The organism is Paraglaciecola sp. L1A13, from assembly GCF_009796745.1.
Taxonomy (GTDB): domain Bacteria; phylum Pseudomonadota; class Gammaproteobacteria; order Enterobacterales; family Alteromonadaceae; genus Paraglaciecola.
Genome location: NZ_CP047024.1, coordinates 1,052,071 through 1,074,224 on the forward strand (window position 1 = coordinate 1,052,071; position 22,154 = coordinate 1,074,224).

Genomic DNA, 22,154 nt, shown 5'->3' on the forward strand with positions numbered 1-22,154 from the left:
CCTTAAATATTTGGGATTATGGTAGTGCCAACAGGGTTACCCGCCAGCAATCCTAAGAGTTGCTCAGGTGTTTGCCAACTCGCGATTGTAATGGGGCGCTGTAAACTCGTCGCAGCATCAAGTGCGGCGTCAACTTTCACTTGCATACCATCTTTGATCACCCCTGAGGTCACTAAGCCATCAATATCTAGCGCAGTGAGTTGGTTAATCAGGGCTTTGTTGTGATCCAAAACACCAGGCACATTCGACAGCAACAGCAAGTCGGCATTTAGCAGCTGCGCAATAACAGTTGCTGCTTGGTCGGCGTTAACATTGAGCAAATTACCTTTCTCATCGGCTCCAATTGAGCTGATGATCGGCAGGATATTCGCCTCGAGCAACAAATTCAACATAGTTGGTGAATTTGCTTTAGCAACACCGACGGCACCAAGGGCAGGATCGAGTATGGTGCAAACGGTCATATTGCCATCAGCTAGGCACAAACCGACAGGAGTCGTACTTGCACGGATTGCAAAAGAGCATAACTGCTTGTTTGCCGTACCCGCTAGTGCGCCCGTAATATAAGGCATGTGCTCTGGTGGTGTAACACGAAGGCCATTAATCTTAGTACTGGTTAACTGTAGCGATTCTAGTAATTGCTCCACCATAGGGCCGCCGCCGTGAACCAACACGACAGGACGACTCTGTTGTAGTTGCTTGATAACGCTAAGTAATTGCAAGGCTTCTTTAGTGGCCTGCATAAAGGCGCCACCTACTTTAATCACTAAGGGGGTCATATTGCCACCTCATGAATTAAACCTAATTGCGATACAAAGCCAAATCGCAGATTAGCACACTGCATCGCTTGCGATGCTGCTCCTTTAAGCAGATTGTCGATAGCGCTGGTAATGACAAGATAGCCTTTATCAGTATCTAGCTTCCAAAATAAATCACAATGCGGTGTACCCACAACATCATCCAACTTCGGCCATGAGTTGCGAATACGCACAATTGGATGATTCTGGTAAGCTTGATCAAATGCATCAGCTACTGCTTGCGCACTCACATCTGAATTCACTTTAACGGTAATAGTGGCCAAAATTCCGCGTTTGAAGTTACCTAAATGAGGCGTGAAGATAACCTCTCGGCCTAAGTAGGCACTTATTTCAGGTTGATGGCGATGACCCAATACGCCATAGGCTTGTAGGCTTACTTCGCAAAAACTACTGGCCATTGCCGCTTTGCGACCAGCACCAGACACACCTGATACCGCATTAATAATAGGTAAGTGGCCATCCGCAATAAAACCAGCATTTTGCAATGGCTTTAAAGCGCTAAGCGAAGCTGTAGGATAGCAACCGGGCACCGCGACGACATCCGCTTTTTTAATGTCCTCAGCAAACCAATCAGCCAAACCATAAACCGCTTGCTCTAAGCATGCTGACTGTTGATGAGCAAAACCGTAGTATTGTTCAAATACTTGTTGGTCTTTTAACCTAAATGCACCCGACAAATCAAACACCACAGCTTTGCCGGAAGATAGAACGGGCATCCAGTCGTGACTCGCTTCATGAGGGGTGGCAAGAAAAATGACATCCATCTCATTCGCTAGAGAATTTAAGATATCGTCATTCAATGGGGTAAGCGGCAAGTTTACTTGTGCAAACAAGTAACCGTGCACGTCACCAAGTTTTTTGTTGGCATCTTGACTTTGTGCTGACACAAATAAGGCATTTAACTCAAAGCGTGGGTGACGTTGAACCAAAGAGGCTAATTCAGCGCCGGTATAACCACTGGCTCCGATAATACAAGTTTTGATCATAAAACGTATATCTCTAACTAATCGTGAAGGTTTAATTTACTAAACAATGGTGACAAAAATAAAAAAAACCCAAGACCTTTAGCAAATGCTAAAGGTCTGGGCGAGCTAAACGCATCAGACCTCGACTTATCGTCGATACAACATGCTGGCGAAGCTAGGCAGGGAATCGAATTTTAATGTAATAGAATTCATATGCGTAATTAAACCGAATTAAGATAATATGTATGAATAATTTTAGCTAAAAGTGTATTTGCTAAATAGTTAAACCATGTTGTCGCCGAGTATGCCATGTGTTATATACTTATGCAAATAAAATGAATAATTATTTAAAGGTTTGGTTATGCCATCTTTGTCTTTTTTAGAACGTTATGCACATATCATTAAAACACCGTCTATCAGCGCGTTTAGCGCAGATTTAGACCAATCTAACCGGCCTATTATTGATTTACTCTCGGCCTGGTTTAGTGATTACGATTTCAACATAAGTATTCAAAAAGTGCCAAATACACGTGATAAATACAATATGCTGGCGAAAATTGGCACTGGTGAGGGTGGGTTACTGTTATCCGGTCACTCAGACACTGTACCATTTGACGATAACAAATGGCAGTTTGACCCGTTTGTCGCACAGCAGGCTGACGGCAAGCTATATGGCTTAGGCACCTGTGACATGAAGGGGTTTTTTGCCTTTATTCTTGAAGCGATAAAGGATATTCCTCTTAAAAATTTGAAAAAACCACTCTACATTTTAGCGACCGCCGATGAAGAAACATCTATGGCTGGTGCGCGTTTTTTTGTTGAGCAACAGTTAATCAAACCGGATATGGCGATTATCGGTGAGCCAACAGAGCTTAAACCGATATTCAAACACAAGGGCCATATGGGTCATAGTTTGAATATCGAAGGTAAAGCTGGGCACTCAAGCGATCCTGCGAAGGGCGTTAATGCTATAGAAATTATGTACCAAGCCATCGGTAAATTAATTGCTTTAAAACAGCAGTTATCGGAAAAATACCGAGATGATGCGTTTAGCGTGCCGGAAGTCACTATGAATCTTGGACATATTCACGGTGGGGACGGTGAAAATCGTATTTGCGGGCACTGTCAGCTGAATTTTGATTTACGTGCCATTCCGTCCTTGAGTGATGAGCAGGCCATTGCAATGATTGATGAGGCTTTAGCTCCGCTTAAGCAAAAATACCCTCAGCGCATTACCCGTGAAGCAATGTATGAGTCGGCACCTGCATTTGGATGTCGCAATGAACAAGGAATTTTAGAGCTGGCTAAAACATTAACTGGTTTCGATCCGGTTAGCGCTAATTATGCAACAGAGGCGCCGTTTATCAATCTATTGGGCTGCGACACCATAGTGTTAGGTCCCGGTAGCATAGAGCAAGCCCATCAACCTGATGAGTTTATTTCTCTGCATTATGTTGACCCTACCGTTAATTTACTGCGCAATTTTATTAAACAGGTTTGTTTTTAATGCGCATAGTGAGGCAAAGGTTTAAAACTCGACTGTTAGTAATGTTGTGTGCCGCGCTAGCAAGTATCAGTTTGCTAAGTGGTTGTGCTAATAATGCTCAAGTATCGGCAAACGAGGTGACCTCATCTCAACTTAGCTCTTTTGATAAAACATCACCTACAGCGAAAGCGTCGCAACAATCAATAGCGACGTATCCTGCTATGCCAGAACCCGTTACTAACAACGCTGTAGTGAAAGTGGATACCATCAAAGGCAGTTATTTACTGTCTTTTATGGGCTTAGGTGCAAAAAAATCCTACGACGCAGTACATAACAAAGTGTGGGCGCTGAATATTAATCCACGTGGTAAAGACAGCAAAAGATTGAATGCTAATGTCAGCCATTGGCAAGCGAAATCACCGGTGCCATCAAGTTTGTCTCAATCAGGTCGATTAGCCAGTGTCGCAGTCGGTGTTGATGGTATGGCTTATATATTTGGCGGCTATACGGTTGACCAGGCGCATAACGAAGTATCGAGCCCTGATAATTTTCGCTATGACGTTGTGACCGATACTTATTATCCCATCTCAGCGACTCCCGTGGCAGTTGACGATGCAATTGCACTGGTTTATCACCATCGGTATGTGTATTTAATTAGCGGTTGGCACAACGATGGTAATGTCAATTTAGTACAAATTTACGATGTGCAAACCGATAGCTGGCAACAAGGATCGCCTTTTTTAGGTCAGCCAGTATTTGGTCATGCAGGTGCAATCGTTGCCGATAATATATTGCTTTGTGATGGGGTTAAAGTCGATGTTCATCCGGATAAACGTCGCACGTTTTCAGCACAACCAGCTTGTTACCACGGCACGATTGATAAGGATGAAGTGCATAAAATCGATTGGCGTTCGGTGGCCCACCCAACTGGAGTGGCACGTTATCGCATGGCTGGAGTAGGCGATAGCGCAACTAATTCTGCGATATTTGTGGGCGGTTCAGATAACCCCTACAACTATGATGGAATAGGTTATAACGGTAAGCCTGCAAAACCGAGTAAGCAAATTTGGCGCTACGATTTCGCTCAAGATAAATGGCAAGTCACTGAAATGGACAATGCTACTATGGATCACAGGGGACTATTACCGATTGCAGAGGGAGACAAAAGACATTTTGTGACCCTCGGCGGAATGGTTGAAAATCAAAAAGTATCTAGTGCTGTAAACCGTTTTGTTTTATGAGTTATATGGAAGCATTAATTGGTTTCAAAATTTTAGTTAGGTTATTGGGGTAAAACATGCAAAAGACGATTGCGCTAGTTGCGCATGATCACAAAAAGCCAGAATTGATCCGCTGGGCAATAGAACATAAAAAGGAACTTTCTAAACATAAGTTAGTGGCCACAGGGACCACGGGTGGTTTGGTACAAGAGGCGTTAGATTTACCGGTTACTCGCTATAAAAGCGGACCACTAGGTGGGGATCAACAAATTGGTGCATTGATTGCCGAAGGTAAATTGGATAGCTTGATATTCTTTTGGGATCCCCTTAATCCGGCACCTCACGACCCCGACGTTAAGGCGTTATTACGCTTGTGTTCTGTGTGGAACTTGCCCGTAGCCTGCAATACCTCAACAGCGGATATGTTAATTACATCGCCACTGTTTATTGAAGGCTTGTACGAACGGGTAATGCCTGAGTATTAGGTCATGTTAAGGTCAATATATTACCTTAATCGAGAGCAATATCTTTATGGTTAGCTACAGGTTAGCTGCCGTCGCTTGCGCATGCCTTGGTAATAAAACTTAGGCGTCGTCTGCATGGTGACGCTATTTTCTAGACATTTGCTTTCTTGGTAATGATTGTATTTCAAGCATCTTTAGCTGTTGCTCAGGCGTTAACATATTCCAAAAATCATATTTGTTTTTAGCCTGACTAATTGCATTTTCAAGTTGAGAATTTTTTGCTTCCTGCGCCAATGCTAGCCAATCGCTTTTTACCAGTTCGTCACGTGATATTAGCGCTAGCATGCGTTCTTTAAACACAAGATGACTCGCTTTATTTTTTTCACGATTAGCTTTTTCTATTTCGTGTTGAGCGACCAATAGCGCTTCTTGTTGATCAGTAAGCGCCAGCGCTTCGAAACGACGGCCTCGATTATTTTTTCGCCCCACGGGCTTATCTGGTAGTATTTTTTCACTGAGTTTATTAATAAATGACTGTTTTTGAGTCGTATCTAAGGTTAACCAAAGTTGATGTTGAATTTTTAGATTTTGCCACATAAGTTCTGCGCGTAAGGGCAAGCTTTGCGCAATTAGGCTGCGAATATCGTTTTCATTCCACACGGTGCTTTGCTCTAAGATACGCAGAGCTTCGCGATTTGTATGCATGTCTTGTTCAAGCGTGGCATTATCTGCGTGTTTCTGTTTAAGCAGTAATCTTAGGTCTTGGCGCTGAGAATCTGACAGTTCCAGCTGTTTAAGTATATGGTACAAATATCCAGGTCCATTATGCTCCACAGGATGGGCCTTCGCTGGTGCTTGCGTTAAAAATATCGCCAATGAGATAGCGATAGGGGAAAACAATAATTTCATCGTCCGCATGAAATGTTCCTCGTAAGGGCTAGAATGCGATATAAGTTTATCAATCCTTGCGCAAAGAAACGCAAGCCCAGTGTAAAGATTACGTAAATCGTAAGCCACTGATGAGCGCTTCCGTTATTATTTTACGTATATAAATGCGATTTTTGATATGTCGCAGTGGCTGTAAGGAATATACACATGATAGAAAAGTCTCTGTTGTTGATTGATGATGACCAAGCGCTTACTGAGTTATTAAAAGAGTACTTAAGCGCCCAAGGTTATAAGGTTCAGGTAGCCAGTGACGGCGAAGCGGGCTTATTTGCCGCCAAATCGGGTCAGTATTTCGATTTGATTATATTAGATGTAATGCTACCTAAATTAGATGGTTTTGAGGTGCTAAAGCGCTTGCGAGCGACGCATATTACACCTGTACTTATGTTAACAGCCAAAGGCGATGATTTTGATCGTATATTGGGTCTTGAACTAGGAGCTGATGACTACCTTGCCAAACCGTTTAATCATAGAGAGCTGTCTGCACGAGTCAAAGCCATAGTGCGTCGGGTCGATATACAAGCTGGCCTGCAAGGCGAAAAGCAGAAACAAAATGTTATTGAAATTGGCGACGTGCAATTAAATGTTGCGGCACAAACTGTGGCTTGTAATGCCCAGAAAGTAGAGCTTACAGGCACCGAGTTTGCGGTTCTTCGATTATTGATGAGTTGTAGCCCTGATCTTGTGCCTAAACAGGCGATTAGTGAACAAGTATTGGGACGAAAACTTGCTGCTTTTGATCGAAGTATCGATATGCATGTCAGTAACTTGCGCAAAAAATTAAACCAATTCAGTGAGCACGATAAAATTAAAACCCATAGGGGTGTCGGCTATGTTTATTTAGGTGAAATATAATGAACTGGCGGCATCTTAATCCGTTTCGTAGTTTGTATGGACGCATTTTTTTGTGGTTTTGGGGTACGACCATCGTAATGATAGTCGGCGCTGTCTGGATAATGCAAAGTATTACACCTGAAGTTGAATATCTGCCCATGGATGAGAAGCAGCAGTTTATGCTTGAAAACAGCCGCAAGTCGTTACAACGTCAGTTTTCTCGCAATCGCGACGGCGAGCCTGTGCAAAATACCTTAGAGCGTTTTGGACAACGTGGAAAGATGACCGTTATTCTTCTTAACCCGCAAAATAAAGAAATTATATTAAGTGGCCCGATGCCACGCTTACACAATGAAAAACCTTTCTTAGATCTCATCGACTCGGCTAATCCTTTACGCATCATTACCCCTATGGGGGATTTTAGTGGTCCTATGGCTATTAACTTAGTGGACACAGATTACTTGCTGTTTGTTGGGCGTGTTCGACCAATGGGATTCCCCGGAGAAATGCGTCGAAAACCCCCTTTGCTACTGATTAGTTTGGTGTTATTAATAAGTGCTTTTTTATGCTCTTTAATCGCTTGGTCGTTAGTTAAACCCATAAAGCAGCTGCAAGAAGCTACCAAGCGTATGGCCAGCGGCGAATTAACAAGTCGCGTAGGATCGGCTAGTTATCGTGGTGACGAAATTGGTCAATTAGGCCGAGATTTCAACCATATGGCGGAACAAATAGAAACGTTGCTAAATGGACAAAAACGACTGCTAGGGGATATTTCCCATGAGTTACGCTCGCCTTTGACGCGAATGCAATTAGCGATTGGCATCGCTCAGCAACAAGACCCATCAGTTTCATCCGCAAGTAATGCACAAGCGCTGGCCAGAATTGAAAAAGAAGCCCATCAAATGGAGCATATGGTCGCTCAGGTATTGATGTTGTCGAGATTGGATAGTAATGCGCGGACCTCACAGAAGCGGATCATTAATTTTGATGCTTTGTTAACGGGGCTACTGGCCGATTGCGAATTTGAAGCTAAATCAATGGATAAGCAACTATCAGTAAACATTGAATGTGATGCCAACATTAGTGCTGATGAAGATTTGCTTGCCAGTGGTATTGAAAACGTACTGCGAAACGCATTGAAGTATGCCGAACGGCACGTGTCTTTTACCTTATGCATACAAGATAAGATGGCTGAGTTGGTTATCTGTGATGATGGGGTGGGCATACCTGAATCAGATCTGAGTCATATTTTCCAACCCTTTTACCGAGTTTCTAGCGCGCGCGAGCGAGATAGTGGGGGAATTGGACTTGGTTTAGCCATCGCCAGTCGAGCTGTTGCTGTGCATAACGGCAAAATTACAGCGCATAACCAAATCAAAGGTGGCTTGTGTGTTCACATTCGCTTACCCATTATTGATTAATGCCTTTGTATTCAGCCATAATCTCCTCTGTTAAGCTAGCAGCCTAGTGAAACCATTGAGGCTAAATATGGCGGCTAACTACCTAATAAGTAATGAAAAGCAACTTGAGTTAACGTACAACGATCAAATTAAACCATTGATGGCATCCGTGGTTCAGGGGCATTTTGTCGGTGTGTCGGGAATTTCGATTAGCTATGCATATTTATGCCATTCAGAGGCTAAAGGAGCGGTGGCAATTTCAACGGGCCGAATTGAATCTTGGGTTAAGTATCAAGAAGTCATGTTTGATTTGTACCAAAATGGCTATTCGGTGTTTATTCATGATCATCGGGGCCAGGGCTTATCGGGACGTATGACCCGCAATCCTCATATGGGTTTTGTACATGATTTTTCAGATTATGTAGCCGATTTTAAACAGTTTTATCAACAAATAATCCAACCGAATACTCACCATAAGCCGCAGTTGTTATGCCATTCAATGGGCTGTGCGATTGGGGCATTGTATATATTGGCGCACCCTGATGACTTTTCACAAGTTGTGTTTTGTGCACCTATGTTCGGTATCCGTCCCGCTTTGCCTGATTGGCTAGCAAAAATATTAATAGGTGCGAACTTGCTTATCAGTCGTGGTTTAGGCCACGATGCGAGTTACTTTTTAGGGCAAAAAGATTATCAGGAAACAGCGTTTTCTCTTAATGAACTTACCCACAGCGATACGCGCTATCGGTTGTTCAGAGATGAATATAACCTAAAGCCCGAAGTGCAACTTGGTGGTGTAACAGGACATTGGTTACGGGCTGCATTGATTGCTATGAACAGTATTGAAGAAAATGCAGCTCAGATTGCGCTACCTGTATGTGCAGTGCAAGCAGGCGATGACACAGTCGTTGATAATAAACGACAAAGCCGAGTCTTAGACAGAATCCCGAACTGTAAGGTATTGAGGATAGCTGGGGCGAGGCATGAAGTCTTACTCGAACAAGACCAATATCGCCAGCCGTGTATGCAGCAGATACTCACATTTATGGATACACCGACAGTGTGATAAAGCTTACCGACCCAAGCGCATATTTGTTAGAATCTCTTTAATTTAGAACTACTGCGACATTATACATGCTGGATATCGTTTTATATGAACCTGAAATTCCCCCCAATACAGGCAACATTATTCGTTTATGCGCTAACACGGGGTTTGCGTTGCACTTAATAGAACCATTAGGATTTGAATGGGATGACAAGCGAGTTCGCAGAGCAGGGCTTGATTATCATGAATTTGCTAATGTGGTTCGCTATCCCAGTTTGCAGGCTTATTTAGATGCTAGGCAGCCTAAACGTGTGTTTGCTTGCACAACCAAGGGGACAACCTATTTCGCCAAAGCTGAATATAGGATCGGAGACGCCCTACTGTTTGGGCCCGAAACGCGTGGCTTACCGGATGACGTGATCCAGAATCTACCGCCTGAACAACGGGTACGTATTCCTATGCTCGCAGACAGCCGCAGTATGAACTTATCAAACGCAGTATCTGTATTTGTATATGAGGCTTGGCGGCAGCTAGATTTCAGCGGCGCTGTATAGCGCATCTGGGCCGTTAAAATTTAGCATCAAAGTTGTATTGCTGGTAAACAGCAATACAACTTGTGTTTGGTAGCTCGATGTCTATTGACGTTATTTAACGTTCACTGAGCTATTAAATAAACTCGAAGGCATCACCATAAAGGTTTTTAAGTATTAAACCTTGCTGGTGGAATTCCTCCCGCGCGATACCCGCCATTTCAAACCGTCCAGCAACATACACACGATAAGGCTCTAAGCTGACAAAGTCTTCTAAAACGGCCTTGTGAACCCAGCCCGTTTTCCCTGCCCATTGATGGCCAGGATGTTCAACAACTGGAATAAAGGTAAAGTGTTCATGTTGTTTTGCTAACGCAACTAACTCCTCATAGGCGTACATATCGGCAGTGGAGCGTGTGCCCCAATACAAGAATAAGGGATCTTTATGGCCTTCAGTATGCTGTGTTACCTCGAGTATTTTTTGCAATATGGCTTGGGTGTAAGAAAAACCAGTACCGCCCGCCAGTAAAATAGTTGGCATGCTAATGCTAGTTCGCACGTATGCGCTGCCTAAGCCGCCATTTACCGTTATTTCGCCATCTTGACGCATTCTATCAAGTACTTCGCCAGCGTAACTATTGCCAGGCTCAGCCCCGATATGTAGTTGAATTTTTTCATCTTTACGTGGTGCGTTAGCAATAGAAAATGGTCGTTGGTCATCCTCACCCATAACCACTTTTAAATATTGTCCAGCTTGGTGACTAAAGGCTTGTTGCGGGGTAAGCGTAACCAAGCTCACGACTGGATTAAGAGCAACGATTGAATCAACCTTACAAAGGGTATGGTGCATAATAATGTTCTGCGCTTATATCAAATTGCGGAATTGAAGCCGCAAATAATTAGAATGTAAATGAAGTTTATTGTGAGCGTATCTATTTTCGCTTAATAAATCTTCTTAAGAATTGCAGAATAACGTGAGGTTCAAACTGCTAGCGTTCATTTATATTACTTAAATATACATTTAATCGACGATCGAATGAATAGAATAGTAAAATTCACAACGGCGTTACTTACCGAGTATAAACTGCTCGCTGCTAAGTTACGAGATGGATCGTTAGACCTTGTTATTTTTAGTTATTTTGTAATTGTGTCGATTCATCAGAGATGAAAGTTTTAGATTTTTAGGCTTGCTTTTATAAGCTGCTAATGGTTTATTGGCTTGGCAAGTTATGCAACGTTAATCGGTTCGCTCGACATACTTTTGAATCGCATAAGGTCAGGTCCGTTATCTACTTTGATGCGTATTATTTAGCTGGTAAAAGTAAGCTGAGCAAGCTTTATGTACAGTCTTTATAAACACTTATCGAGGATTGCCTATGTCTCTTACCACTGAAATGGTTAATGAGTTTAATTTATTACTAAAGTTTCCAACGACCAGCCTAATGCAAGGATTGAAAGTTCACAACGACGCCGAGCCTGATGTCATTGCTGCGGCTAAACGTTTATTCGACAAAGGGATTATTACCTTACCTGATGGTGGTTATTTGACTGACCTCGGTCATGATTTAATTGAGCATGCACAAGTCGTACAATCTGCTTTAACGAGTTCATAACGCGTTTAGCGTTATATTAAAATAGCAATTAGGCAGTTTTGGGTTTATCAATTCTGACAACTGCCGATAATACTCATATGAGTCTCAGCTATTTGATATCACTATGATCTTATTCTTACCTAAAACGTCTCAATTTTCATTGTTTGCAATAATGCTAACTTTGCTTTCTGTTTGTTCACCTTTTAGCCGAGCGGCAGAAGAAATTAAAGCCGTACAGCTTTATTCTCAGGATGAATTATTACGCTTGATCCATCGGAATGAACACTTAACGCAAGTGGTATTAGATGACTGCCAACTGGTACAAGATATCGAAGCTAGAGCGCAGACACTAAAAATACCGGCTTATCAGTTTTTGTGGGGAGACATGCTGGCCTGGGGCGTGTGTGTCACTGCTGACCCTGAGCGAGGTATTAATTTTATGCGCCAAGCGGCAGATCAAGGTTTGGCTGAAGGGCTAGAGCAATTAGGTCGGTATTACGCTCAAGGTAAATTGGTTCAGCAAGATAAAGAGCGAGCAGTCGTATTTTTGCGTGAAGCATCTATGTTAGGTAATCAAAAGGCGCAAATTGAGCTGGTGGAATTATTCCTAGATGGTTACGGCAGTCCTTATGATTATGAAGATGCTTATCATTGGTTGTATAACGCAATTACTAACAATAAAAAAACGCATCAAAAAATTACGAGTTGCTTAACTAAGTTAGAAAAGCTGATGCATCCTAAAGCTGTACGTAAAGCAAAACGTCCATTGGACACCTAAGTCACTTAACTTTAATTCCCACTCTTTATTGCATATAGATTCACTTGCGTCCCTTTGTGGTCAATAAAGCGTTTTTAATTGCGTCAGCTTCGTTATACTAGTCGCATAATTTACCTTACATGGAAACGCCATCACTTATATGAGCGACGATCCCTTTTACCAGCGCGAGAAAGAAAAATACGAAAACCCAGTAGCTAGCCGAGAATATTTACTGCAAATGCTTACTGACGCTAAAAAGCCGTTATCCTTTCTTGAATTTTGTCATCTATTAAATGCCGAAGATGAAGATAGCCGTATTGGTATTCAACGTCGTTTGCGAGCAATGGAGCGTGAAGGGCAAATCGAATTCAATCGTGATAAAAAATACGCCAAACTTAAATTAGAAGAGCTGATTCAGGGGCGTGTTATTGGCCACAGGGATGGGTTTGGTTTTTTAAAGCGTGATGATGGCGAAAAAGATTTATTTATTCATAACGCACAAATGTCTACCGTATTGCATGGTGATATTGTGCTGGTCAAAGAAAGTGGTACTGATAATCGTGGTCGCCGTGAAGCGCGTATCGCCAAAATTATTGAACCTCGCAGTGAACCTATAGTTGGGCGTTATTTTTTTGAAAATGGTGTCGGTATGGTTATCCCTGATGACAGCCGAATAAATCATGAAATTACCATCCCTCCAGAGTATGTAAACGGCGCTCGCCAAGGGTTCATCGTAGTGGTGGAAATTGTTCAGCGACCTAGACGTCGTGTAAATGCAATCGGTAAAGTAATAGAAGTTTTGGGTGAGCATATGGCTCCGGGCATGGAAATCGACATGGCGTTGAGAACGTTTGATATTCCTCATGACTGGCCAAAAGGTGTCACCAAACAGATTCAAGATCTCAATGAAGAAGTGCCGGAAGAAGCAAAAGCAAATCGCATAGATTTACGCCAATTACCTCTAGTAACCATTGACGGGGCAGATGCCCGTGATTTTGATGATGCAGTATTTTGTGAACCCCTCGACGACGGTGGTTGGCAATTGTGGGTGGCGATTGCTGATGTTAGTTATTACGTGCGACCAGGTACAGCCCTTGATAGCGAAGCTCAAAATCGTGGTAACTCGGTGTATTTTCCTGAGCAAGTTATTCCTATGCTCCCGGAAGTCTTATCTAACGGCCTATGTTCATTAAATCCTCAGGTTGACCGTTTGTGCATGGTATGCGAAATGACTGTCAGTTCAAATGGCGACTTAGTAGAGCACCAATTCTATGAAGCTGTGATGAATTCCAAAGCACGTCTGACCTATACAAAAGTGTGGGACCTCTTGAAGGATGAAGAAGCGCAAGCCAACCCAGAGTTGCATAAGCGTTATGCTGAGCAAGTACCACATTTAAAGAATTTACATGATATGTACCGTACGCTAAAGCGTAGACGCAGTCAGCGTGGTGCGATCGAGTTTGAAACTCAAGAAAGTAAGTTTGTGTTTAATGCCCAGCGCAAGATTGACACAATTGTGGCTGTGACCCGTAATGATGCACATAAACTGATCGAAGAATGTATGATTTTGGCAAATGTGGCTGCGGCAACAACTTTGTCGAAGCAAAAAGCAGAGGCGCTTTACCGCATTCATGATGAACCGGACGCTGATCGCTTAACTGCATTTTTATCTTATCTTGCTGAGGTGGGAATTACCCATCATATTAGCAAAGATGCATCGCCCCAAGAGTTCACTGAAGTGATCAATAAAATTCAGGGTCGAGCTGATCAAGAGCTAATTCAAACTATGTTGCTGCGTTCAATGAAGCAAGCTGTATATAGCCATGAAAATATCGGGCATTTCGGATTGGCGCTAGACGCATATGCACATTTTACTTCACCTATTCGTCGCTATCCTGATTTGGTTGTACATCGGGCGTTAAAAGCAACCATAGATAAAAAACAGCAGCGTAAAAGTAAAACTGGTGGCAAAGCATATTCAGCAGAAGAAGTAGAAACGTTAGGTGAGCAATGCTCAATGACGGAGCGACGTGCTGATGATGCTACGCGAGATGTATCTGATTGGCTCAAGTGCGAGTTTATGCTCGACCACGTTGGTGATACGTTCGAGGGTGTGATTGCTTCAGTGACTAGCTTTGGTTTCTTTGTACGTTTAAGTGAATTTCATATCGACGGTCTATTGCATATCTCTGCACTGGATAACGACTTTTATCACTTTGATGAAACCAAACAACATTTGGCGGGTGAAAACTCAGGTCTTGTTTATCGCTTAGGTGACCTTCTCGAAGTAAAAGTTGCCGGCGTGAACCTAGACGAGCGAAAAATTGATTTTGTGTTAGCCAATGCACCGCCTAAAGGTAGAGGCACGAAACGCGGAACTAAAAAGTCTTCGTCAGGCAAAAAAGGTGCACCAGCTAAGGGGAGTCCAGTATCTAAGGCTGCTGCTGAATCTTCAAATGCGAAAGGAGGCGTTAAAGCGAACCCAACCAAGAAGAAGCCGCGTACTCGACGCTCTAAGGCAAAAGGGGCAACTGAATCGAAGCCCGGGACTAAATCACGCCGCTCGACGGTCAGTAAAGGAAGTAAATAACTATGGCTCAACATGAGTGGTTGTATGGGATCCACGCTTTAGAAGCGGTAATAGAACGCGAACCCGAGCGCTTAATTGAGTTATTTGTACTGAAGGGGCGTGACGATGCGCCTATCAATACGATTATTAACCATGCACGTAAATTTGGTATTGCCGTACAGTTTTGTCAACGTAAAACATTAGACGATAAAGTCAATGGTGAGCAGCACCAAGGAGTGGTCGCTAAAGCGAGGCCCGGTAAACAGTTTAATGAAAGTGATTTAGACGAAATTATAAAAAATAGTGCATCACCGTTTTTATTGATACTCGATGGCGTGACTGACCCACATAATTTAGGGGCTTGTTTGCGTACTGCCGATGCAGCAGGAATCGATGCTATCGTTGTACCTAAGGATAATTCAGTAGCCCTTACGCCTGTCGTTAGAAAGGTAGCGTGTGGAGCTGCGGATTTAATTCCTTTAGTGCAAGTGACTAATCTTGCACGTACCCTGCGTGAGATAAAAGACGCTGGTGTATGGGTAGTTGGTACAGCGGGTGAGGCAACCCAAAGTATTTACGATTGCAAGATGCAAGGTCCAATAGCGTTAGTTATGGGAGCCGAGGGTAAAGGCATGCGCCGCTTAACCCGTGAGCACTGCGATGAGCTAATAAAGTTACCCATGGCTGGTTCGGTATCGAGTCTGAATGTATCTGTAGCAACAGGTATTTGCTTGTATGAGATAGTTCGCCAACGCGCTAATTAGTTTTTAGTACCAACATTGAATAGTGCTATGAAGCTGCCATTATCGCCCCGCCAAATGATACCTATTTAGTATTAATTACGGGGCGATTTATCGCGATAACAATCGACAGAAGTTAACGCACTACAATATATAGCCTCTATTGATACGTGTTTTTTAGTAACCTTTTTGCTTCAGACCGACCTAAACAAGCTCGAAGCGGCGTAGTGATGAAATCATTATGCTTGGCATTTCTTTCTTCCCCCTTCCAGACTGTATTATCTTGAGAAACCTCGGTCCGGCAACTGACTTGTTCGCCATTTTGTCGATACAAAATCCGCACTAATTTTGAACGTTTAACAAGAGACTCATAAGGATAACCGGTCTGTGAATATAGTTTTTCTAATGTTTGTTGGGCATTAGTTTCAACGCTTAATGTTAATGTCAATATTGTTAAAGACGATATAAATGCTGTATGTATTATATTTTTCATTGTTAAACCCTCGTTTGTAAGAGTATTTAAGATAAAACTGCGATGAGATTCTGACAAACGATGAAAACTAAACTACAGTTAAGTAAATATTAATTGAAGTTTGTATTATCGATGAATAATCTCCCGCCTCTTAATACATTGCGATATTTCCTTACAGCAGCGCAAACGATGAGTTTTAAAGAAGCTGCCGATCAGATGTACGTTACCCCAGCTGCTATTAGCCAGCACATAAAGACACTGGAAGAGTTTTTGGGTTGTCAGTTGTTTGAGCGCGGTCATCGGCGGATTTCGTTGACCCGTGCTGGTCACGCTCTATTGCCTGATATAACAACAGGATTTGATTATCTTAATAAAGGGGTTCGTAATGTTGCGCTAGATAGCCGTCCAAATGTGCTTAACCTCACTGTTATTGAATCCTTGTCGTCACGTTGGTTAGTGCCGCGACTATTTCGTTTTCAACAGCGTTATCCGCATATTAATGTCCGCATACAACCAACAAATCGATTATTGAATTTTGCGCAAGACGAACTCGATTTAGCTATTCGTTTTGGTCAAGGAGAGTACAAGCAATTGGAAAGTCGTCAATTGGCCGGTGATACAATGCACCTAGTTTGCCACCCTAGATTGGCCAGTAAAATTTTAACGCCTGTTTCACTGCGCACCCATCCCATTTTAAAAGAAAATAGCAGTGATGTTATGCCAGCATGGGAACAGTTTTATGCTCAACACGCCATAGCCCCTAACAATGATCTGAGTGTGCTACAAGTTGATGACTCGAGTATAACGATAATTGAAGCCGCATTAGCAGGGCAGGGGGTTGCGATGATACGACACAGTCTGATTTATGAGCAACTGGAGCGAGGTCAATTGGTTAAACTATTTGATTTTAGCTTTGACTGCCTTTATGCGTATTACTTGGTGGCACCCTCTGCTCATTTTGCTAGGGAAAAAGTGCAGCAATTCTCATCTTGGATTAAAGAGATGTTTGACGAAATGCCTAAGCTGGGTTAAAAAAGAACGTTTTGGCTATAAATTGAGCTGTATTCACTTCGTTTATTGATAACGATATAGTAAATAAATGTCTAACTCTTATAGTTGTTTGACCTGTGGACCTGCAATCGTTATAACGTTGTTATTAAAATGTATATTTACGTACAGGAGACAAAATGTCATTACAGACCCCCTTAGAAATGATGTACCACTGGGAAGACACTACACCCCAGAAGGTTTATTTAAAACAACCAGTCAATGGGGTTGTGAATAGTTATACTTGGGCTCAGACTGCAGATCAAGTACGTCGGATTGCCTCAGGAATTATAGCGCTGGGTTTACCATCAGGCAGTCACATAGCATTACTATCAAAAAACTGCGCTGAATGGTTTATTACCGATTTAGCGATCATGTTAGCAGGGCATGTATCTGTCCCCATATATTCCACTGCGGGTGAAAAGACGATTCAGTATGTGTTAAAGCATGCATCATGTCCGGTTATTTTTGTCGGTAAATTAGACGACACAGCAGAGCAAGTGGCAGCGATTCCTCAAGACGTGATCAAACTGGCGTTTCCTTATCCTGATATTGAGGCCGATCAACAATGGGATACATTGTTAGCTAACGAACCCTACATGGAGCGTCCGGTTCCGCAGATGGAAAGTACAATGACCATCATTTACACATCAGGAAGTACAGGTGATCCTAAGGGTGTGGTGCACACCTATTCTTCCATTAGCTGGGCAGCCAGTAATTCACGCAACGAGCTCAGTGTTAATGGTAATGACCGTATTCTAAGTTACTTGCCGCTTGCCCATATCACCGAACGAGTGATGGTCGAAATGGCAAGTTTTTATGCCAATACGCAAATCGGCTTTCTCGAATCACTCGCAACCTTTAATCGCGATATTTGTTATTTAAAACCTACATTGTTTATTTCAGTGCCGCGGCTATGGACTCGTTTCCAGATGGGCGTGTTAGCCAATATGCCGCAAAAGAAACTCGACTTTCTATTGAAGATCCCTTTTGTTGGTAAGGTTGTCGCAAGCAAAATTAGAGAGAAACTTGGTTTAGACGAAGCACGGCTGTGTGCCAGCGGTTCAGCACCTATTTCACCTGCAACGCTAAAATGGTTTTTAAAGGTAGGGGTGAATATTTCTGAAGGTTGGGGCATGACTGAGAATAGTGCTTACGGAACCTGTTGTGTGCCTTTTAGAGCAGACAAAATCGGCAGTATCGGCAGAGCTTATGAAGGCGTAGATATTCGCATCGCCGATGACGGAGAAATACAAGTCAAAGGGCCGTGTAATATGAAAGAGTATTACCTCGAGCCTGATAAAACCGCTGAGGTATTTACCGAAGACGGCTTTTTGAGAACCGGTGATAAAGGCGCTATTGATAACGATGGTTATATTAAAATTACCGGCCGATTAAAAGAAATTTTTAAAACTGCTAAAGGCAAGTATATAGCCCCAGTTCCAATCGAAGCAGTGATTATGGGTAATTCGTCTGTCGAACAGGTTTGTGTTACAGGCTCACAATTAAAGCAACCTATTGCGCTTGTGGTCTTATCTGAAGAAGCCGCGAAGCAAGACAAAGAGCGTATAGAAAAAAGTTTATTGGCGACACTAGAATCGGTTAACGGCGGATTAGAAAGTCATGCAGTACTTGATCGTATTGTAATTATGAAGGATGACTGGACCGTTGAAAATGGCTTACTTACGCCAACGTTGAAGATTAAACGCCATTTGCTTGAAGAGAAGTACGACGGTTTGATTAACACGCACAGTAAAGAGCGTTTGATCTACCAAAATTAGCCATCTAATCTGTCTAACACCACGCTTTATATCTATTAGCCCCTTAATTGCCATCTTTACGTAAAGAGTGTAAAGGTTACGTAAAGGGGCGTTCTGCCATTTCAAAACATCCTCATAATGACGATTAACTATATCGCATTAATGAGGATGCACGTTGTTCAGACATTTATTCAAACCCTTTGCTCGCGTAATCCTTTTCGTCTCATCAGTACTGTTAATAAACGCTTGTGGAGGAGCAAGTTCAGATCATTATTCTTACAAAGATGCGTATTTACAGTTCTATAACGGATCGATAAATGGTGGCTCAACCATTATGAGTGAAGTAAACGGAAGGAATTTAGACTCTGCTGCTTATGGTGACGCAACCAGCGTATTTACGTTAGAAAGTGGTGTTTTGGATCTTGAGTTTTATCGAGCAAACGCAGACCAGCAAAAAATTAAGCTCGAAACACGCAATATCACTCTTAGAGATAATGAAAAACTAATGATGGTACTGAGCGGCGATTATGCGAGTCCTTCAATAAAAGAATACCGTATTAACCATGAAGACCTAAAGGACCATTTCCGCTTATTTGTTACCTCGGTGGTGCCAGATGGTGCGAGTTATGATCTTTATATGAGTGATGAGGGTGCAACATTTAGTGCTGCTAATTTTCTTGGCCGAGTTAATTATCAAGGATTAACCGAGGTTGCGTATTGGGACCCTGTCCAAGTCAGCGACGATTTTGACGAAGGCAAGTACGTTGTGTATTTAACATTACCAGGAAATGCGACCCCTATTTTCCAGAGCCCAGCAATAGATTTTATGTACGCTACTGAATATATGATGGTGTTACGTAAAACCAGCGGGGTTATCCAAGGCAACGTAGAAATTGATTTAGTGATTAACTCATCTCTAGTGAAAAATTATGCTGATGCTGAAGCAACCGCACAATATCGTGTATACAATAGTCTTAATGGATTAGGTGAAGTATCAGTTTTGTTTGATGACCAAGTAAATGAAAGTATTACGTTACACGCGAATAGTATAAGCGTATTCAATAGCGCAAATTATGGTGATTATCGTTTGTCTGCTTCAACCAGTGAAGACCCAAGTATAGCGTTCGAAAATAGATTAGTGACGTTACATCAAGGGGAAAGTAAGGCTATTATTATTTATCAAACTACCGACGGTCACTTAAGTTCCTTAGCTTTTACGGAAAGTACCTTACCACAGGTTTACGAGCATCAAGTTGAGGTTGTCAACCTGGTGCCAGAATTCCCTGCTATAGACTTTTATTTTGTACGCAAAGGACAGAGCATCGAAATAGCCCAATATCAGCTATTAGCTTTAGATTACGCGCAAACAGCAAAAATAATCTTACCAAGCGGTGATTATGAGCTAGTAGCAATGTATAACAATAAAGAAGTGTTATTAGACCGAACTGAATTGTTAGGTTTGGATGAAGTGGCAAATTACATCGTTACAGTTGAAGAAAATGATAAGTCTCCTACCGGCTATAAAATATCACTGCTGCACTAATGAAGGCAGTGCAACAAAGCCTACTAAATCAGAAACACCTCGCTATGATTAAAAATCAATTTATTTTCATCTAAAATAATTGAAATATGTTTTCCAAATCCTCTTGACCCCTACATAAGTCTAGTCTCTTATTAGCCGCATATTTAGCCTTAGTTAGGTTAAGTAGATTTTCTGTAATACATTGTTTTAATAGATATTTATCCCGTCAGTTATGCAATGACGAAAATAACTTGGTATAGAATTACTTTTTTTACAAATACGACTATCGCAGCTGTACATTTTCTGTTAGTATTTCGCGCCCTTTTAATAGGGGTATGTATAAAAAGTCAGCGATAATGTTGGCTTTTTACGAAACAATATGACTCGTGAGAGTCTTAATTAACAGCGGAGCACTAACATGATCCAAATGCAAACTAACCTGGACGTAGCCGATAACTCGGGTGCTCGCAGGGTTCAGTGTATTAAGGTTCTTGGTGGCTCGCATCGCCGTTATGCACATATTGGCGACATCATCAAAGTTACCGTTAAAGAAGCAATTCCTCGCGGTAAAGTAAAAAAAGGTGATGTGCTAACTGCAGTGGTGGTGCGTACTAGAAAAGGCGTTCGTCGTTCTGATGGATCTTCGATCCGTTTCGATAACAACGCAGCTGTTTTGCTTAATGCAAACAAGCAACCAATTGGTACGCGTATCTTTGGCCCGGTCACTCGTGAGCTTCGTGTTAATAACATGAAAATTGTCTCACTGGCCCCTGAGGTACTATAAGGAGTCACGATAATGGCTAGAAAAATTCGTCGTGATGATGAAATCATCGTTTTAGTAGGTAAAGACAAAGGAAAAACAGGCAAAGTGCTTAAAGTTCTTCCAGCGGCTGACCGCTTGATCGTTGAAGGTGTGAATTTGGTGAAGAAACATCAGAAACCTAACCCACAATTGGGCGTTACTGGTGGTGTTATTGAGAAAGAAGCATCAATTCATGTATCAAATGTAGCGGTTGTTAACCCTAAAACGGGTAAAGCAGATCGCATAGGTTTCCGTTTTGAAGACGACAATAAAGTTCGTTTCTTCAAATCTGACGGTGAACTGGTTTAATAATTGGAGAGTACGATGGCGAAACTGCATGATTTCTATAAAGAAACAGTAGTAGCGGAACTTGCGAAGCAGTTCAACTACAAAAGCGTCATGCAAGTCCCTCGGATTGAGAAAATCACTCTAAACATGGGTTTAGGTGAAGCGGTAGCAGACAAAAAGGTGTTGGAAAACGCAACATCTGACATGCAAGCAATTGCTGGTCAGAAGCCTGTTGTTACTGTTGCTCGCAAATCTGTAGCGGGTTTTAAAATCCGTGAAGGTTATCCGATTGGCTGTAAAGTAACCCTACGTGGTGAACGTATGTGGGAATTCTTTGAACGTTTAGTTTCAATTGCAATTCCACGTATCCGTGACTTCCGTGGCTTGAATCCTAAGTCGTTTGACGGCCGTGGAAACTATAGCATGGGTGTTCGTGAGCAAATTATCTTCCCTGAAATCGATTTCGATAAGGTGGATAAAATTCGCGGTATGGATATTACTATCACGACTAGCGCTGAAACCGATGCGGAATCGCATGCACTATTAAGTGCATTCAGTTTCCCATTTAAAAAGTAAGGGTAGGGTTATGGCAAAAGAATCAATGAAAGCGCGCGAAGTAAAACGCGCCAAGCTAGTTGCAAAGTTCGCTACAAAACGTGCCGAACTTAAAGCGACTATCAGCAACGTCAACTCTTCTGATGAAGAACGTTGGGACGCTGTTCTTAAGCTACAACAATTGCCACGTGATTCAGCACGTACGCGTCAACAAAATCGTTGTCGTATTACGGGTCGTCCACATGGTTTCCTACGCAAGTTTGGTCTTAGCCGTATTAAGTTGCGTGAAGCAGCTATGCGCGGTGAAGTACCTGGCCTTAAAAAAGCCAGCTGGTAAGGAGTA

General features: G+C 42.4%; 23 protein-coding genes. 18 read left to right on the plus strand and 5 right to left on the minus strand.

The window, feature by feature from the left end; genetic code table 11:
- Positions 1-2: 2 nt before the first annotated feature.
- On the minus strand, positions 3-776 hold the full coding sequence (gene argB, locus GQR89_RS04280) for an acetylglutamate kinase (protein WP_158768920.1): 774 nt from the start codon (positions 774-776) through the stop codon (positions 3-5).
- Positions 773-1,801 carry an N-acetyl-gamma-glutamyl-phosphate reductase gene (argC, locus tag GQR89_RS04285; protein ID WP_158768921.1) on the minus strand — a complete coding sequence of 343 codons (1,029 nt, stop codon included), beginning with the start codon at positions 1,799-1,801 and terminating at the stop codon, positions 773-775. The genes argB and argC overlap by 4 nt, the downstream gene beginning before the upstream one ends.
- 340 nt (positions 1,802-2,141) lie before the next feature.
- On the opposite strand from argC, the gene argE reads away from it, so the two are divergent.
- From argE to GQR89_RS04300, 3 genes are all read left to right on the plus strand, one after another.
- Entirely contained in the window at positions 2,142-3,287 is a 1,146-nt protein-coding gene (gene argE / locus GQR89_RS04290; RefSeq protein WP_158768922.1) for an acetylornithine deacetylase, read from the plus strand.
- 200 nt (positions 3,288-3,487) lie between these two features.
- Entirely contained in the window at positions 3,488-4,507 is a 1,020-nt protein-coding gene (locus GQR89_RS04295; protein WP_199271413.1) for a galactose oxidase, read from the plus strand.
- Between the two features lie 56 nt (positions 4,508-4,563).
- Entirely contained in the window at positions 4,564-4,971 is a 408-nt protein-coding gene (locus GQR89_RS04300; protein WP_158768923.1) for a methylglyoxal synthase, read from the plus strand.
- A 123-nt stretch (positions 4,972-5,094) separates the two neighbouring features.
- On the opposite strand, the gene GQR89_RS04305 is transcribed toward GQR89_RS04300, so the two are convergent.
- Entirely contained in the window at positions 5,095-5,868 is a 774-nt protein-coding gene (locus tag GQR89_RS04305) for a Spy/CpxP family protein refolding chaperone (RefSeq protein WP_158768924.1), read from the minus strand.
- A gap of 177 nt (positions 5,869-6,045) precedes the next feature.
- Between GQR89_RS04305 and GQR89_RS04310 the strand changes: the two genes are divergently transcribed.
- From GQR89_RS04310 to trmL, 4 genes are all read left to right on the plus strand, one after another.
- Positions 6,046-6,753, plus strand: a complete 708-nt coding sequence (locus GQR89_RS04310) for a response regulator transcription factor (protein WP_158768925.1) — start codon at positions 6,046-6,048, stop codon at positions 6,751-6,753.
- Positions 6,753-8,153 (plus strand): ATP-binding protein, encoded by a 1,401-nt coding sequence (locus tag GQR89_RS04315; RefSeq protein ID WP_158768926.1) that lies wholly within the window; start codon positions 6,753-6,755, stop codon positions 8,151-8,153. The genes GQR89_RS04310 and GQR89_RS04315 overlap by 1 nt, the downstream gene beginning before the upstream one ends.
- Positions 8,154-8,220: 67 nt before the next feature.
- Entirely contained in the window at positions 8,221-9,198 is a 978-nt protein-coding gene (locus GQR89_RS04320; protein ID WP_158768927.1) for an alpha/beta fold hydrolase, read from the plus strand.
- 68 nt (positions 9,199-9,266) lie between these two features.
- Positions 9,267-9,731, plus strand: coding sequence for a tRNA (uridine(34)/cytosine(34)/5-carboxymethylaminomethyluridine(34)-2'-O)-methyltransferase TrmL (gene trmL, locus GQR89_RS04325; RefSeq protein WP_158768928.1), 465 nt, complete (start codon positions 9,267-9,269; stop codon positions 9,729-9,731).
- Positions 9,732-9,843: 112 nt separating this feature from the next.
- Here trmL and fre read toward each other — a convergent pair whose 3' ends face one another.
- Positions 9,844-10,557, minus strand: coding sequence for an NAD(P)H-flavin reductase (gene fre / locus GQR89_RS04330; RefSeq protein ID WP_158768929.1), 714 nt, complete (start codon positions 10,555-10,557; stop codon positions 9,844-9,846).
- 526 nt (positions 10,558-11,083) lie between these two features.
- On the opposite strand from fre, the gene GQR89_RS04335 reads away from it, so the two are divergent.
- The 4 genes from GQR89_RS04335 to rlmB all read left to right on the plus strand — a co-directional run bounded on the left by GQR89_RS04335 (position 11,084) and on the right by rlmB (position 15,389).
- A complete protein-coding gene (locus GQR89_RS04335) occupies positions 11,084-11,320 on the plus strand; it encodes a TIGR02647 family protein (RefSeq protein ID WP_158768930.1) in 237 nt (78 codons plus the stop codon).
- Between the two features lie 151 nt (positions 11,321-11,471).
- Positions 11,472-12,077 (plus strand): tetratricopeptide repeat protein, encoded by a 606-nt coding sequence (locus tag GQR89_RS04340; protein WP_158772127.1) that lies wholly within the window; start codon positions 11,472-11,474, stop codon positions 12,075-12,077.
- A gap of 139 nt (positions 12,078-12,216) precedes the next feature.
- Positions 12,217-14,646 (plus strand): ribonuclease R, encoded by a 2,430-nt coding sequence (gene rnr, locus GQR89_RS04345; protein ID WP_158768931.1) that lies wholly within the window; start codon positions 12,217-12,219, stop codon positions 14,644-14,646.
- Between the two features lie 2 nt (positions 14,647-14,648).
- Complete coding sequence (gene rlmB, locus GQR89_RS04350; protein ID WP_158768932.1) at positions 14,649-15,389, plus strand: 23S rRNA (guanosine(2251)-2'-O)-methyltransferase RlmB; 741 nt, start codon at positions 14,649-14,651, stop codon at positions 15,387-15,389.
- Positions 15,390-15,525: 136 nt separating this feature from the next.
- Here the strand turns inward: rlmB and GQR89_RS04355 are convergent, their stop codons facing one another.
- A complete protein-coding gene (locus tag GQR89_RS04355; RefSeq protein ID WP_158768933.1) occupies positions 15,526-15,858 on the minus strand; it encodes a hypothetical protein in 333 nt (110 codons plus the stop codon).
- A 111-nt stretch (positions 15,859-15,969) separates the two neighbouring features.
- Here GQR89_RS04355 and GQR89_RS04360 point away from each other — a divergent pair, with 111 nt between their 5' ends.
- The 7 genes from GQR89_RS04360 (at position 15,970) to rpsN (ending at position 22,148) form a co-directional block, all read left to right on the plus strand.
- A complete protein-coding gene (locus GQR89_RS04360; protein ID WP_158768934.1) occupies positions 15,970-16,869 on the plus strand; it encodes a LysR substrate-binding domain-containing protein in 900 nt (299 codons plus the stop codon).
- Between the two features lie 155 nt (positions 16,870-17,024).
- A complete protein-coding gene (locus GQR89_RS04365) occupies positions 17,025-18,665 on the plus strand; it encodes an AMP-binding protein (RefSeq protein WP_158768935.1) in 1,641 nt (546 codons plus the stop codon).
- Positions 18,666-18,978: 313 nt separating this feature from the next.
- The gene (locus tag GQR89_RS04370) at positions 18,979-20,187 is read left to right on the plus strand and encodes a DUF4397 domain-containing protein (protein ID WP_158768936.1); all 1,209 of its coding nucleotides are present in this window, start codon (positions 18,979-18,981) and stop codon (positions 20,185-20,187) included.
- Between the two features lie 397 nt (positions 20,188-20,584).
- Positions 20,585-20,950 (plus strand): 50S ribosomal protein L14, encoded by a 366-nt coding sequence (gene rplN, locus GQR89_RS04375; RefSeq protein ID WP_006990572.1) that lies wholly within the window; start codon positions 20,585-20,587, stop codon positions 20,948-20,950.
- A gap of 12 nt (positions 20,951-20,962) precedes the next feature.
- Complete coding sequence (rplX, locus tag GQR89_RS04380) at positions 20,963-21,277, plus strand: 50S ribosomal protein L24 (protein WP_158768937.1); 315 nt, start codon at positions 20,963-20,965, stop codon at positions 21,275-21,277.
- A gap of 15 nt (positions 21,278-21,292) precedes the next feature.
- Positions 21,293-21,832, plus strand: a complete 540-nt coding sequence (gene rplE / locus GQR89_RS04385) for a 50S ribosomal protein L5 (RefSeq protein ID WP_158768938.1) — start codon at positions 21,293-21,295, stop codon at positions 21,830-21,832.
- Between the two features lie 10 nt (positions 21,833-21,842).
- Complete coding sequence (gene rpsN, locus GQR89_RS04390) at positions 21,843-22,148, plus strand: 30S ribosomal protein S14 (RefSeq protein WP_006990569.1); 306 nt, start codon at positions 21,843-21,845, stop codon at positions 22,146-22,148.
- Positions 22,149-22,154: the final 6 nt, after the last annotated feature.